Genomic DNA, 14603 nt, shown 5'->3' with positions numbered 1-14603 from the left:
TACTGAATACGAATTGTGATCAATAATGCATTATTAAATGCATAAATATTCATTTCCGTGTTCGTTTTATACATAATAATACAATTGATGTATTTTATCAACCCCTTAAATTAAAAAACATCAATAATTATTGCTATAAAAGGGCATGAAAAAAGCGCCTGAATAAACAAGCGCTTCTCTCATCCTTAATTATTATAGAGGGAACTATATAATAGAGGAAATCATTTGGGACTTTATTATCTCATATATAGTGTCACAAAAGTGTCACATCCACTAAATACAGTAGTGGTGCGGTTTTGCGCCTCATAGTTATGAATAAATTAAATTTTATAAAACATTATCAGACAGTTGAAAAAGTTTTCCAAGGGTGGATTCTGCCCAGCTATATTGATTCATATACTCACCCACGAAACCGGTCTCATTTCTATTTCCGGCCAGGAAATCAAAATAGTCACAATCAAAATATTCCTTGTTTATTCCTGCCTCTCCTCTTCTTCTGATCAAAGCCTCTGCGCAGCCATGCTCAGCAAATATGTTGCTCATATCCGCAAACAGGTTCCTCATATAGGATCTGTGGCTTCCCGCATCATCTTCATCCTGCCATATTTTTTCCATGATCTGATTCAAAGTCTGCATTGCTCCGTTCGCGTCTATAAGCACCGCCAGAAGCTCCCTTGTCTTACTGTAAACAAAATCCAGAGGTACGCCGTTTGAGGTGAAAACCTCAAATTCTCCAAATGTATGTACCTTCAATTTGTTACTCTTTGAATCATCCTCTTTTTCCACCGGAAATCGTAAATGTTCCAGCTCTGCCTTAACCTTGGCAGCGGTAACAGGCTTCATGATATACCCACTTGCATAAATCTCAAAAGCCTGCTGCATATAATCTGAATATCCTGTGACAAAAATGATATTTATTTTAGGATTTTTCTCCTGAAGCTTTTTTGCCACATCAATTCCATTATCCGTTCTCATTTCAACGTCGAGAAAAGCCACCTCCGGAGCGATCTCGTCCGCTTTTTGAATAGCTTTTTTCCCACTTGTAAAGCCGTTAATTGATGCTGATGGTTCAACCTTCTTTATAGCATTTATACATCCCTCAAGTGCCAGTTCCTCATCGTCAACTGCTATAATTCTCATTTTCCCATTATCCCCTCTATAAACAATAATCTATTTTTATGCATATATTATTCAATTATAACCCACTTTTGGAATTTTGATAGTTGATTTTGTGCCGACGCCCTTCGTACTTTCTATTATCAAAAGGCCTTTACACATGGTAAGCAGACGCTCCCTTAAATTATCCAGTCCGATATGAAGTCCGTCGCTGTTCTTAATCTCCTCTGAATCAAATCCGACTCCGTTATCCTCAACAACTACATAATAGTAATCTTCATCTGAAAAACTTTCAACACGAACAATTCCACCTTCTTCTTTTTTATGTATTCCATGCTTAACCGCATTTTCCACAAGAAGCTGCACAGACAGTGCCGGGAGCAAAAATCTCTCATCTTTGATGTCATATTTTATTGTAAGTTTCTCTCTGAATCTCATTTTTTCAAGACTAAGGTAATTGGTCACATGGTCCATTTCCTTTTGAAGGGTTATGCACTCCGCTTTTTCAAGACTGTCAAGATTGCCCCTGAGATAATCAGCAAAACGTCCAATGGCTTCCTGGGCCTTTTCAGGATCTTTTTCACACAGTACATAGATGGAATTAAGCACATTATATAAAAAATGCGGTCTTATCTGGCTAAGCAGGATCTTAATCCTGTCTCTGGAAATCTTATCTTCCTGCTCAAGGATAAGCCTCTCCTGCTCATACTGGAATGTATTATCCATAAAAATCAGTGACAGGCAAAAGGAATACGGCAATACCTCAAGGTCAGGAACAAACGACCGTATGATGACACCGATAAGCGGAAAAAATACAATTGACAGAAGTCTTAGGATATTATTTAATTTCAGGTACTGACGATAGACCACCATATATATGAAGGTAAGGAAAAGAAGCGAATACCCGCCAACCTGTCCAATAAAGTAAAGAGGACCTTTTTCAAAGTTATTCCCGTCAAATGATATGACTCCGCCCCTAAAAAGATAAAATACCAGCATCACCAGATAACTGATCACAAGAAACAGTATAAACACTCTAATCTTGAGCTTCTTACCGCTCATTCTTGAAATATAGTAGGTAACGTAAACCGAATAAAATCCAAGCAGCATATAAAACCCCACAAAATAAACTGCATAGGCCACTGTGGACAAAAAAATCAGAAGCATATCGTTTTTAATAGTGCAGACAAAAATTTTGCCCAGGATAACAGCCAGAAGCATAATGGAATTCGCAACAAGCATCTTAGTGAACTGTAAACGTTCTTTATTGGACGCCTTCCTCAGATGAATATCTCCGAATAATTTGATGCACATTATCGCCAAAAGGAAGGCTGCTATTCCCAAATTGACATAATCAATAGTATGATCCATAAAAAATTACTCTCCCGCTAAAAAATTTTAAAACCTGTTGTATCCGAAAAGGCAGATATTTACTGCATTCTCGGCATCGTCTTTCATAATATAACAAGTTTTTCAAAAAATTTCAAAAAAACTTTGAAAATGTGTTGACATCTAAATCACTAGATGATAATATCTTACTTGCGTTGCGGGACAGGCAATGATCGAAACGCTTCCAAACGGGGTGTGGCTTAGCTTGGTAGAGCGCCTGGTTTGGGACCAGGAGGTCGCAGGTTCGAATCCTGTCACCCCGATTTAAAAATCCAATATTCGTATTTGCGGGTGTAGTTCAATGGTAGAACACCAGCCTTCCAAGCTGGATACGTGGGTTCGATTCCCATCACCCGCTTAAGTAATAACCTAGATTTTGTCCTAGGTTATTTTCATGAAAAGGTCGCAGGTATGAATCCTGTTACCCTGATTCAAAAGTCTAATATTTGTATTTGCGGGTGTAGTTCAATGGTAGAACACCAGCCTTCCAAGCTGGATACGTGGGTTCGATTCCCATCACCCGCTTTTTTGTTTGCCCAGAATCCATGCGGATTTGAGGGCATTTTTTATGCGTTGACCATAGTGCATAGTAGCTGAACCTTGCTTATAATCTTCCATTATCGCAGTTGTATAATCTCACATCAATTGGAATCATTTTGTTTTATAGGTTAAAAAACATCAAAAAAGAGTTCTATTCACCGCTCAAATTATCAGATGTGTATAAAAATAATCCCATGGGTTGCGCCCATGGGATTATTATACTTACTAATCATTATCATTCCTCGCTTGGATTCTGGTGGAGGTTCACCAATCAAGACCAATATAATTATATAGTTCGCCCTAATGCAAATACTAGACAAGCTCTATATTTGCAAGTTTTTCCACTTCTTTAAGTGTCAAGCCTGCGCATTCAGCTATTTCCTCAAGTGACATTTTTCCATTAGCTATCAGCTTTTTTGCTATGCTCTCTGCTTTATCTTTTTCAACGCTCAAATCATGTCTTCTTGAAATTTCTTCTTCGTCAAATAATGCAGTCATGATATCCATAACCTCCACCTCTCTTTCTCTCAGGTACTCCGTAAGGACATTCTCATCCTTGCAGATTCGGATGGTTTCTTCTATAGCCTTCTTTGTTCTGCCGTATTTTTTGATTTGATCATTAGCAACTTTTGTGAACCTGACATATTGATTTATAATGTCTCCGGGCTGCCCGTCATAGATTACTTTTACTTTCGCATCTATCGTAATATCCTGGTCAGGAAAAAACTCGTCCTTAAAGGAGATAAATTCTGGGCGATTTTTTCTTTCACCTATATACAGGACATACAGCTCAGGTCTTGGAAGTTTAGCCTTCTTACTATGATACAGGTCAATACCGTTTGTTGTGCAGTACTCGTTGTAGGTCTGCATCAAATACATAAGTTCGCGAATCACGATATTTACCGATCATGTGGATTGCTGCTCCAGGAGCAACAGCACTGTATCCCCAATTCTGAAGGCTAAATCATTATAAGGAGCATCCGTTAGGATATTCTTTATAGTCACATCTGTTATATCATTTTCTTCGGTTATTTTATCCTCGGGATGAAGAGCTCTATACAATTTTATAAGGTATTTGGGAATACCAAACAGGTCTGTAAATACACTGTCCTTGATGGTACGTTTCATAACTGGCTCAGTTGCTGACACAATATCTTTATTTTCCACGCTTTTACCTCTATACTTATTTCTAATATAGTTTTACCATATTGAAATCATTTATGAACTGATAATATGCTCCAGATATAAAAAATCATTGACTTGCTTGATATCAGATTGTTTATTCAAAAAAGGATGGAGCCAATCTGACCACATCCTTCATAAACCTAAATTATCATAGGATTTCCTTATTTACAGAAAAATTTTCAAAGCCTTGTTCCAGCAATCTTTGATGTTTTTTGTATCATCCTCAAACAATCCATATTTCTTAATTGTATAATACTCCGAATCATGTGATACTCTCCGGAGGTACTTATATCACATTATAAGTCGGAAAAGCCTGTATTTATAGTACACTCAAGGCTTTTGTGGCTTCACATGTTTGCTTAAAAGAGTCGTTCAGTAAAAAAAAGGGGCTGTCGCACTAATTTAGTGTGACAGCCCCTATTTTTTAAGCGAGCGGAGCCCTCGAACCCATGGTTCGAGTCTCCGTTTCACGTCTCCGTTCCACTTCGGTCGTTGCTAAACGGATGTCCCCCGGACATCCAGCAACGGTCGGCGCTGAACGCTTGTCCCCCGGACGAGCAGCGCCCCATCACCCGCTTTTCCCGTTAATTTTCTTTCAGTAGTTCAAGATTTCTGTTTATAAGTTCATCTCTCTGCTTTACGCACAGCACCGATCTTCCGGGATCCTGCGGTGTTTCGAAGCAGAAATCAAGGAGTTTGTCGATGGTGGTTGTAGCTACATGCATTCTGGTATCTGATGATGCATAGTAGATGAACACTTCGTTTTTTTCATTCACGATAGCCCCGTTGGTGAATACTACATTGGAGACATCCCCTACTCTCTCCTCACCTCTTGGTCCTATCAAAAGTCCTGAGGGCTCGGCAATCACCTTTGAAGGGTCATTTAAGTCTGTCACAAAACAATACAGAACATATCTAAGACCCGCGGCTGTATTTCTAACCCCGTGCGCAATATGAATCCATCCTCTGTCTGTCTTTATAGGCACAGCGCCGGCTCCGTTCTTAGCCTCAGTAATGGTGTGGTATTTGCGAAGGCTAGTCATCTTTTCCTCATCGATAACCGCCTTTGTTATATCTTCACACAGACCAAAGCCAATTCCGCTGCCACTTCCTGTTTCGATAAAATCATCCATCGGTCTTGTGTAGAAGGCATACTTTCCATCAACAAATTCCGGATGAAGCACCACATTCCTCTGCTGAGGACTGCGAAGTGTAACAAGGTTAGGGAGTCTTTCCCAGTTTTTCAAATCCCTTGTTCTTACTATACCGGCTGCTGCCACAGCTGCAGACAGATCATTTACTGAGGTATCCTTACTCTCAGAGCAGAAAACGCCATAGATATAGCCATCTTCATGCTGAGTAAGTCTCATGTCATATACATTCGTTTCTTCTTTGCAAGTGTCCTCCAAAAGAACAGGATGATCCCAGAATCTGAAATTATCTATTCCATTGTCACTCTCAGCAACCCCAAAGAAGGACTTCCTATCATTCCCCTCGATCCGGGCAACAAGATAATATTTTCCGTTTAAATAAATTGCTCCCGAATTCATGACCGCATTCACACCAAGTCTCTCCATAAAATAAGGATTGGTGTCCTTGTTAAGATCATATCTCCAGGTAAGCGGAATATGCTCTCTTGTGAGAACAGGGTATTTATATCTATCGTACAGTCCGTTATAAAAGGGTGCCGGTTCATTCTTTCTATTAAGGAGTTTTTCCTGTTTTTCAAACTCCTCATAATACTTTTCGTGAATCATTTATTGTTCCTCTCCTTTTCGCAATCTTTTCGTTATCTCAAAGCACATCCTTCCGTTGTGATAGGGACACTTCCAGGGCTCTACAATAGGCCTTTGTCCGGGATTTGCATATTCATCAACCTGCCAGAACCACTCGGAGCCCGGTCTTTTGTCGATCATATGATTTTTCGTATATTCCCAGATGCTTTTCGCAGCCTGAAGATATTTAGTCTCTCCGCTTCTTTGATATCCGTTCACGAATCCCACCATAGCTTCTGACTGTACCCACCAGATTCTTGTTTTATCCACTTTTCCTTCTTCACACTCGTTGACAAAGGAGCCGTCAATAAAGGCTTTGTTGTAGGTATTCTCCACCATTTCAAGATTCATACTTCTTATTTCATCTGCATCATTTTTATCAAGATGCTTTCCATCCAGGGTATCAAGAGCCAAATCAATAAGCCAGGAAGCCTCTATATCATGTCCATAGCTGTGAAGATCAAGAAGGCTATTATAGTTCATGTCAAAAAAGACTTCCTGCCTGCGCTTTTCCTTGTTGTAAATCCTGTCCTTCACAATATGTAAAAGCTCAGCAAGCCTGTCTCCCACAGCTCCTTTTTGCCCGGAGTCCTCTGTCACTTCATACAAAAGCGTGTAGGCTTCAAGCACATGAAGAGCTGTATTCATTGTTCTGTCAGCCATAACTCCGTTCTCTGAAAGTTTGTCATTTGGAAGGAGGTTAAAATCTTCATCAAAAGCTTCCAGATATCCGTCATTATCCCTGCACTTTTCCTCAATCACTGTAAAGAGTTCATGAGCCATCAAAAGAGCCTCACGCTCCCCGGATGCTCTGTAAAACTCAGAGAGGGCATATATAGCAAAGGCCTGATTGTATGTGTGCCTTGTACCATCAAGCACTTTTCCGTCATAGGTAACAGACCAGCATATTCCGTTTGTTCCGTCGCCGATCATTTTTTCTTTCATAAATCTGTAGGCATGCTCCGCCTCTTCAAGAAGAGACTTGTCTTTTAACTCATTAAACGCCCTTGAAAAGAACCAGAGTATACGGCTGTTAAGTATGGCACCCTTTTCCGCCTTTTTATCAAGCTTAAGGTCATAGTCCAAATATCCGTAATAACCGCCATATTCATTGTCTTTAAGCCCTTTCCAGAAGGGAATGATGTGTTCATTTAATTCCTTTTGTATTTCATCTATCATTTGGTATCCTCAAAAATATTACTAATGAATTCCTGTTGGCAAAAAGCAGATAGTTTACAAGGGCTTATCACCTGTTATCCCTACTCTATCTGAAATAATGCCGGCATCATCATAAGCCGCTATTTTCATATAAGAATGTCACCGAATCCACCGTCTCGTTGCTACCCGGTGCAAGGAAAAGTCTGAAGTTGTAGTACATTTTCTTATCACTTACATTTAAGACATCTTTGATTTCTTCATAGTTCGTTCCATCCTCTGATGCGCATAGCCTGATTTTATCGGGATTCCCGTGTAATTCCACATTTACGCTTTTGATAGGAATACGTGAGCTATATTCGATAAAGCCTTCCTCAGAGTCAGAACAATTGAATATTTTTCCATCCTCGCACTTGATGCAAAGGCTGTGAAAACTACTGTAGGTGCGACGGATTTCGGTAGGATTTGGATCATCGATAGATACGGAAATAAGATCAAGTGGATCCACCAGCTTATGGCAGACCTTTTTCACAGTGACTATGTTTGACCACAGACCTTTTCCGCTTTCATTGCAGGCTCTTAGCCTATAGGAATAGGTTCGTCCGTCTATCGCGGTCTCATCATTAAAGCCCGCTATGCAGTCTCTGTCATCCTCCCAGTTTCTTCCGCTGTCATATACTTTTTCATTTTCCGAAGCTATTGTCACCCAGCTGCTCTCATCTGTGTTCTCATCTGCTACGACTTCCATTCTCTGGATTTCGTAGTAGGCTCCGCCCACAACACCACGCCATTTAATGTCTGAAACACTTGAGCCTTTAAAGCTCTCTTCGTATAGCAAAGGTGCCTCATCCGTCTCAGGCGCAGGAATAGGAATATTTTTCGCCTCATCATAATTTGATGCATTATTATTCACTATCTGTGCATAGGCATAAACACTTCGCAAAATCTCACGCTCACCGTAATAGCTTCCTGCAGGGAATCCAGGCCAGTGATAGGATGCCCAGTATCCATCCTCATCATGAAAATAGAAACCATATCCATCCTTGTGAGCTCTGAGACTCCACATCATTGTGCCGTTTGCATTATGTTTTACAGCTTCCTCAAACACACGGTTGCAGGGCTCAGCTGATACATAGGTTCCAAACTCCCCTAGAATGTAAGGCTTTTGCGCCTCGCAGTGGACTATATCAGTCTCTTCCGCACATCTTTGGGCAAAATCACCTTCATAATAATGAGCTCCCAGAATATCTGAGGGGTTATCACTTTTTCTGCTGCTCGTTGTTGTTGACATTCTTCCGTCCAGGACCAGATGGTTTTCATCCAGACTCTTAACAAATCCTGCAATATCTCTGGTCCACTCAGTCAGCTCTGCATCATGATCCTCCTGAGCCTTGGGATTGCCCCCAAGTTCATTTCCCGTCTCCCAGCAAAGGATTGCTTTATCATCCTTGTATTTCACCCCGGTGACAGTGTTCTTTCTATCAAGAAGGTGTTCTATCATCTGCTTGAAATAATGCCTTGGTTTTTCTTCCGAATAGAATTTCCATGCCCAATCGTAGAAGGTTCCTCTCCTTGGGGTATCGCCCTCTGAAAGTCCTGCGAGCCACACATAGCTCTCCATTCCTCCTACCCAGTGCCAGTGATCCACGAAAGGAATGATCACTCTGATTCCATGCTTATTACAGACCGCCAGAAGATTATCCAGAGCATTTAAGGCGTCCTCGTTAAAAATCAGGTTGTCATCAGCATCAACTCCCGTGACATATGCCCATTTTTCATTCTGACTGTTATAAACAGGCATAACATAGGTTCTTGTCACTTTACCACCCATTGCCTTGATGGTCTTTATAGCATTTTCCTGTTCCCAGGGATTGTCGCTTGTTGCCTGGGGATAATTGAGGGATATGAATCTCAGCTCCTTATCGCCATCCATGAGCCTTGTTCCCTCACAGGTTATAAAATTCTTAAAACTACTCACTTAAAACTACTCCTCATTTATAAACAAGTTTTACTTAACAGCTCCATCCGTAACACCGCTAATGATGTATTTTTGCAGGAAAATATAAATAACGATGGTGGGCACGGCTACAAGAATTATTGCTGCCGACATTAGCGGCCATTCAGCCAGCTTGTCTCCCGAAAAGGAATACAGTCCTGTCGCCGCAGTTTTGATCTTGGGCATGTACATGTAGGGGGTAAAAAAGTCGTTATAAATACCCAGAAGCTTTAATATTACAGTTGTTGCAATAGCAGGCTTTAGCTGTGGCAGAATTATCTTGTAATAAATCTGAAGTCTTGTGGCTCCGTCGATTCTCGCACTTTCATCCAGCGCCTTTGGAACCTGATTTATAAACTGCATGAAAATATAAATTTGCATTATATCGGTTCCGATGTAGAGAATGATTCCCGCTAAGATTGAGTTATAAAGTCCCAGAGTTTTTATAATCTGGAAAGTCGCTATTGTTACAGTCATTCCGGGGATAAATGTTGGAATCAGAAATGCCATATAGACCAGCATTTTGCATTTGAAATTGAATCTTGAAAGGGTGTATGCGACCATGGTTCCAAAAAGTATCGCAAGAGGTACACTTATAAGTACCAGAATTGCAGTGTTCATGAAGCCTGTCACAAATTTTCCTTCATTAAAAGCTCTTATGTAATTTGAAAAATTCACTATATTTTCAGGGATGGAGTAAACGCCCTTCATCATGTACTCATCATTGGTCTTAAGTGACACGTTCAGTATTATGAAAAGCGGTGCAAACACACCTATTACTCCAATCACCAGTAGAAAATATATGCAAAATCTTCCGATTTTATTGTTAATAACAAATGGAGAGGAAGGCATATCCTTCACTTTCTTAATTTTACTCATCTGCTTTTTCCTCTCTTAATAGTACTCTTTGAACCAGCACAAGGAGAATGATCATAACAAGAAGTATGACACCCATTGCTGCTGCTTTTCCGTATTTCCTATAGTTGTAAGCAAGTTCTAAAGATTTGCTGATAAAGGTTGCAGTTCTTCCGTTCGGACCGCCCTTTGTGATAAGGAAGGGCTCGAAGTAAACCTGCAGCGCACCATTTAAGCTAAGCAGCAGTGATACCTTCAGCATGCTCTTTATATTAGGGAACGTAATGTATGCTATCGTTCCGAAGAATCCGGCTCCGTCAATTCTGGCTGCTTCGTACACTTCACTTGGAATTGACTGTAGGGCAGCCAGGTAAATTACCATGGTGTACCCTACATATTTCCAAAAACTGATAAAGGACAAAGCAAAATTAGTCATATAGGAGGAACTGATAAAGTGTACCGAGCTGACTCCAAGTGCATTCAGAATGAGGTTAATTGGAGAATTACTGTAGTCATACATGTAGTTGAACATGAATGCTACTGCTACACCGTTAATGATGTAAGGCATGAACAAGATTGCCCTGAAAGTGGTTTTCATTCTGATATTGCTGTTAAGGAGCACAGCCAGGAAAAGTCCCGCAAACTGCTGCAGGATTGCTGTCAGCACATATGCCATGTTATTGGCAAATGTACTGAACAGTTCCTTCTGACTGAGTATATCCTTATAGTTCCTGACACCTATATAGTTAAGCTTCGGGCTCATACCGTTCCAGTCCGTAAAGCTCAGCTGTATGAGCTTTGCCAGTGGATAGTATGAAAACAGCCCCAAAAGGATCATCGGTATAAATAAAAATCCAATGATTAAAATTCTATCTTTTGCTTTTGAACTCATTCTTAATTTCCTTCTACCCAGTTCGGGCGCTCTGCTGCCCATTTTGCATTCCATTCATCCACAAGCTCTTTAGCTTTAGCATCATCCTGCTCCATTACATATGTAAGGAAGAACTGCTGGCCATCAAGCTCGATTGCATTTCTGATATTACTGAACTCTGCAGTACCAACGATTGGTGAAAGAGGCTCAACGCCATAGCTAAGAAGTTCAGCTACGAAAGGATCATCAACCTGAAGGTTCTGGTTGGAAGGTATATCTGCATCTGAAATAGGATTCTCAAGCATGTAGCTCAAAAATGCCTTTGCAAGTTCAGGACTTTCAGTGTCCTTGGAAACGCCCCACTGTTTTCCTGAACCTGCTTTAATATTTTTTGCACCCGGGAAGGGGAACATACCTATATCATCAGGGTTTGCACCAAGCTCAACAAACTGAGTGGGAAGCCAGGTCTCTGAATAGTGCATTGCAACTTTACCCTGTGCAAGGTCAAGCTTAAACTGATCCCAGTTTGCTGACATAATGTCATCTTCAAGCTCGCCCTTTTTATTAAGTTCTCTAACGATATTCATTGAGTTAAGCATTACGTCATCATAGATTTCGTCCTGCTGTGCGTATTTGTTTTCTCCACGCTCATCTCCGGCTGTCAAGTTAACTTCGCCCCATCCGCACCATGCGAAGATCGGCCATACATCCTTGAAAGCTGTTCCTACAGGTGTAATTCCTGCCTCTTTAAGCTTGTCGCAGTCAGCATAGAATTCATCAACTGTCTTGGGTACTTCTTCGATTCCTGCTGTCTTGAATGCCTGCTTGTTGTAGATCATTCCGCAGTAGGAAACAGTAAGCGGAAGGACGTAAAGATTGCCGTCTGAGCCACGTCCATTCTCATAGAAAAGAATGTCATCTGCTGTATATTTAAGGTCATCTATAGGAAGGAAATAATCTGCATAGGAATCCTGGTTAATAGGATCTACTACATAGAACAGATCAGGTGCTTCGCCGCCTGCGATTCTGGTAGCTACTACGTCGTCGTATTCCTTAATTGTTTCAAATTCTACAGTTGTTCCGGGATTTTCTTCCATAAACTTTGCTGCATAAGCATTGAGGTCATCCTCAAGGTCTGTTCTGTTACTTGCTACAACGATCTTACCTGAAAGATTTGCAGTTTCCCCTGTTTCAGCGTTTTCTTCACTCCCTGTAGTTTCAGCGCCTTCTTCACTCTCCGTTGTTTCAGCGCCTTTAGCATTATCGCTACCCGCCTCAGCTTTAATGCTTTCTGTATCCTGTGATCCGCATGCTGCAAGTGATGATGCGGTCATAATCATAGTCAGTCCAAGTGCTAATTTTCTCTTCATAATTGTCCTCCAATACTTTTAATATGAGTTTTTAGCTAATATAAGTTGCAACTTGTATGATTATATTACTTTAATTTACCTTATTTTTAAATTACATATTTTTGTTTTTATATACATATTTTTAGATTAATTTACCTAAAAACAGTCATATATTCCACTTAAACAAAAAAATCCTGCATCCATTACTGAATGCAGGAAATCACTTGTTCACGGTATTGTCCGGGGGACATTTTAAACTTTTTTCTGAAGGCTCTGCCGAAGCTTACCACATCCTCATATCCTACCAGGATGCCTATTTCATAGATCTTGGTTCTGGGATCACACAAAAGCTCAATCGCGTGATTCATTCGAACATCTAGAAGATAGTCGGTAAATTTTTTCCCGGTTTTTAACTTAAAGAAATTGCTGAAATACGATGTATTTAAATCCACAGCTTCTGCCACCTCTTTGAGGGGCAGCTGCCTTGCATAATTATCATTTATGTATTCCTTTGCCATACCTATTCTGCTGAGAGGTTTTCGCCCGGAAATACCGGTTCCATCCACATATAACATATCCATATTAAAACTCCTAAAACACAGCAGAAATACCGTTTTCAATAACAGACTCAACTAAGCTCGTGAAATGCCCCGTTAAGCGCTCTGCTCAAAACAATAATTAAGTCATGCGAACAGGCCGAAGATATATATCACAAAAGGTATCGTAATAATCGAAAGCAATGTGGATATCACGACCGTCTCAGCGGCATAACTTTTATCTGCATTATAAAGATGTGCATATACCGCAACATTTGAACCTACCGGGCATGCAGTTGCAATAAAGATTGCCATTTTCATAGCTTCGCTTGCAAAGCGCTCCGGAATCAATATCAGAATCAACATAATCACAAGAGGAATGATAACAAGCCTTGTTGCCGAAACAATATACAGTACCGGCTTTTTAAGCATCTTCAAAAGATCCGTCTGAGCCAGGTAAATTCCCGTTGTAAACATCGCAAGAGGTGTATTCAGTTCAGCGATGTGATTGATACTTTTCAAAACAAATGACGGAAGCGTAATTCCTGACAAATAGAAAAACAATCCTATTATTATAGCTATAAAAAACGGCGCCGTCACAATCTGCTTGAGGGTAATCTTCTCAATCTTATTGCCACCCTTTAAAAGGGAAACTCCATAAGTCCACTGAAACATATTTAAAAATCCAATGAACGGAGCTACAAAAAATACCGCATCTGCACCAAGAGAAGCTGTGATGATCGGAACTCCAAAAAATCCCGGATTACTATAAGCTCCTGCAAAAACAGCTACTTTATCCTTTCTGAAAATCAACCTTGATACGATAGTTGAAATGCAAAGTGCCAAAAAGGACAGGGCAGCCGCCACGATCAGTAGCGTAAGCTCACCCTCTGTTCTTTCCCTGAAAAAGCTCCTCATAATAACGCAGGGGAGGGATAAGTAAATAAGTATGTTACCTATTGTTTTACTGCCTTCGTCGGTGATTTTTCCTGCCTTGTATAAGCAGTAGCCGCATAAAGCCAGCAAAAACATTGTGCAGATCTGAAAGAATATTGTTTGTACCATCTAAAATCTCCATTTCTTCTAGTTTAGTCCGTAGGCAGATTTCAGTGCAGCTCTTTCAGCATCGGGAGCATGTTTTCCAGGATAACCTTGTAGCCGTTGGCAAAAAAGTGCATTCCATCTATTGCGAACTCTTCCTTCAGATACCCTTTATCATCCATGAGGCCATCGTTAACATAAACCCAGGGTAAGCCTCTTTTTTCGGCAAACTCTTTTACGTCCTCATTAGCCTCCTTTATCCTCTCATTTGATCTGTAAGACAAAACCTCTTTCATGTAAGGAAGCTTTTCACCAAATTCAGGATTAGTCGGATAATAACTAAGTAAAGTAACCTTGGTATCAGGAAGTCTGTCCTTAATTATATCAAGTATTTTTCCATAATTGGCAAGCAGTTCCTCTTTATTATATGTAGGACCGCTTATGTCGTTTGTTCCGATGTTTATGAAAATATACTTAGGCTCCAGTTCCAGTATGCATGCATCAATATTGTCAAGAAGCTCTGTAGTAACATAGCCGCCGATTCCTCTGTTATAGATTTCAAGCGGTATGTCTATCTGTCTTTGCATCTCATCTATAGGGAACTGTTCCATGAGGCTTGAGCCCACAAAAAGAATCTGTCCTTTCTTTGCAAACTTGTTTAATCTTCTGTACCTTTCAACCTTCAGAGCTTTTTCCTTAAGCCCCTGCTCTTCCATAAATTTTCTGATCTCGTCTTCCATTTTTCCTCCTTCTTCGACCTAAAGGGTATCGCTTACGGTAATCCTACATGAGGAT

Annotated in this window: 13 protein-coding genes and 3 tRNA genes; 3 read left to right on the top strand and 13 right to left on the bottom strand. The window is 40.4% G+C overall.

Annotated features, from left to right (window positions below):
* Positions 1-327: 327 nt before the first annotated feature.
* Together T501_RS08750 and T501_RS08745 are read right to left on the bottom strand one after the other, a co-directional pair.
* Complete coding sequence (locus tag T501_RS08750; RefSeq protein ID WP_026511212.1) at positions 328-1140, bottom strand: LytR/AlgR family response regulator transcription factor; 813 nt, start codon at positions 1138-1140, stop codon at positions 328-330.
* A 51-nt stretch (positions 1141-1191) separates the two neighbouring features.
* Positions 1192-2487: a sensor histidine kinase gene (locus T501_RS08745; protein ID WP_044914352.1), complete on the bottom strand. Its 1296-nt coding sequence runs from the start codon at positions 2485-2487 to the stop codon at positions 1192-1194.
* Positions 2488-2694: 207 nt separating this feature from the next.
* Between T501_RS08745 and T501_RS08740 the strand changes: the two genes are divergently transcribed.
* From T501_RS08740 to T501_RS08730, 3 genes are all read left to right on the top strand, one after another.
* Positions 2695-2768, top strand: a tRNA-Pro gene (locus tag T501_RS08740).
* 24 nt (positions 2769-2792) lie between these two features.
* Positions 2793-2863 (top strand) — tRNA-Gly (locus tag T501_RS08735).
* Positions 2864-2959: 96 nt separating this feature from the next.
* Positions 2960-3030 (top strand) — tRNA-Gly (locus T501_RS08730).
* A 327-nt stretch (positions 3031-3357) separates the two neighbouring features.
* Here the strand turns inward: T501_RS08730 and T501_RS08725 are convergent.
* From T501_RS08725 to T501_RS08680, 11 genes are all read right to left on the bottom strand, one after another.
* Positions 3358-3939: a hypothetical protein gene (locus T501_RS08725; RefSeq protein WP_242845509.1), complete on the bottom strand. Its 582-nt coding sequence runs from the start codon at positions 3937-3939 to the stop codon at positions 3358-3360.
* Positions 3940-3951: 12 nt separating this feature from the next.
* Positions 3952-4212 (bottom strand): hypothetical protein, encoded by a 261-nt coding sequence (locus T501_RS22110; RefSeq protein WP_242845508.1) that lies wholly within the window; start codon positions 4210-4212, stop codon positions 3952-3954.
* Between the two features lie 602 nt (positions 4213-4814).
* Entirely contained in the window at positions 4815-5987 is a 1173-nt protein-coding gene (locus T501_RS08720) for a glycoside hydrolase family 130 protein (RefSeq protein WP_044914351.1), read from the bottom strand.
* Positions 5988-7184 carry an AGE family epimerase/isomerase gene (locus tag T501_RS08715; protein ID WP_044914350.1) on the bottom strand — a complete coding sequence of 399 codons (1197 nt, stop codon included), beginning with the start codon at positions 7182-7184 and terminating at the stop codon, positions 5988-5990. It lies immediately after the preceding gene.
* A gap of 109 nt (positions 7185-7293) precedes the next feature.
* Positions 7294-9138, bottom strand: coding sequence for a cellulase family glycosylhydrolase (locus tag T501_RS08710; RefSeq protein WP_155994823.1), 1845 nt, complete (start codon positions 9136-9138; stop codon positions 7294-7296).
* 30 nt (positions 9139-9168) lie between these two features.
* Positions 9169-10035 (bottom strand): carbohydrate ABC transporter permease, encoded by an 867-nt coding sequence (locus tag T501_RS08705; RefSeq protein WP_155994822.1) that lies wholly within the window; start codon positions 10033-10035, stop codon positions 9169-9171.
* Positions 10028-10903 carry a carbohydrate ABC transporter permease gene (locus T501_RS08700; protein ID WP_026511219.1) on the bottom strand — a complete coding sequence of 292 codons (876 nt, stop codon included), beginning with the start codon at positions 10901-10903 and terminating at the stop codon, positions 10028-10030. The genes T501_RS08705 and T501_RS08700 overlap by 8 nt, the downstream gene beginning before the upstream one ends.
* Before the next feature lie 2 nt (positions 10904-10905).
* The gene (locus T501_RS08695; RefSeq protein ID WP_050008215.1) at positions 10906-12252 is read right to left on the bottom strand and encodes an ABC transporter substrate-binding protein; all 1347 of its coding nucleotides are present in this window, start codon (positions 12250-12252) and stop codon (positions 10906-10908) included.
* Positions 12253-12434: 182 nt separating this feature from the next.
* Positions 12435-12812 carry a helix-turn-helix domain-containing protein gene (locus T501_RS08690; protein WP_026511220.1) on the bottom strand — a complete coding sequence of 126 codons (378 nt, stop codon included), beginning with the start codon at positions 12810-12812 and terminating at the stop codon, positions 12435-12437.
* A gap of 102 nt (positions 12813-12914) precedes the next feature.
* The gene (locus tag T501_RS08685) at positions 12915-13832 is read right to left on the bottom strand and encodes an AEC family transporter (protein WP_026511221.1); all 918 of its coding nucleotides are present in this window, start codon (positions 13830-13832) and stop codon (positions 12915-12917) included.
* Between the two features lie 41 nt (positions 13833-13873).
* On the bottom strand, positions 13874-14548 hold the full coding sequence (locus T501_RS08680) for an SGNH/GDSL hydrolase family protein (RefSeq protein ID WP_026511222.1): 675 nt from the start codon (positions 14546-14548) through the stop codon (positions 13874-13876).
* Positions 14549-14603 lie beyond the last annotated feature (55 nt).

Origin of the sequence: Butyrivibrio sp. WCE2006, assembly GCF_000701985.1 — a bacterium.
Classification (GTDB): domain Bacteria; phylum Bacillota; class Clostridia; order Lachnospirales; family Lachnospiraceae; genus Butyrivibrio.
The sequence above is the reverse complement of the archived record's forward strand: the minus strand, read 5'-3'. Positions and strand labels throughout refer to the sequence as shown.

Bases quoted from the DNA above. Each gene is read 5' to 3' on its own strand.
- T501_RS08680 (WP_026511222.1), bottom strand. From the start codon at position 14,548: ATGGAAGACGAGATCAGAAAATTTATGGAAGAGCAGGGGCTTAAGGAA.
- T501_RS08750 (WP_026511212.1), bottom strand. From the start codon at position 1,140: ATGAGAATTATAGCAGTTGACGATGAGGAACTGGCACTTGAGGGATGT.
- T501_RS08705 (WP_155994822.1), bottom strand. From the start codon at position 10,035: ATGAGTAAAATTAAGAAAGTGAAGGATATGCCTTCCTCTCCATTTGTT.
- T501_RS08695 (WP_050008215.1), bottom strand. From the start codon at position 12,252: ATGAAGAGAAAATTAGCACTTGGACTGACTATGATTATGACCGCATCA.
- T501_RS08720 (WP_044914351.1), bottom strand. From the start codon at position 5,987: ATGATTCACGAAAAGTATTATGAGGAGTTTGAAAAACAGGAAAAACTC.
- T501_RS08690 (WP_026511220.1), bottom strand. From the start codon at position 12,812: ATGGATATGTTATATGTGGATGGAACCGGTATTTCCGGGCGAAAACCT.
- T501_RS08715 (WP_044914350.1), bottom strand. From the start codon at position 7,184: ATGATAGATGAAATACAAAAGGAATTAAATGAACACATCATTCCCTTC.
- T501_RS08685 (WP_026511221.1), bottom strand. From the start codon at position 13,832: ATGGTACAAACAATATTCTTTCAGATCTGCACAATGTTTTTGCTGGCT.
- T501_RS08745 (WP_044914352.1), bottom strand. From the start codon at position 2,487: ATGGATCATACTATTGATTATGTCAATTTGGGAATAGCAGCCTTCCTT.
- T501_RS08700 (WP_026511219.1), bottom strand. From the start codon at position 10,903: ATGAGTTCAAAAGCAAAAGATAGAATTTTAATCATTGGATTTTTATTT.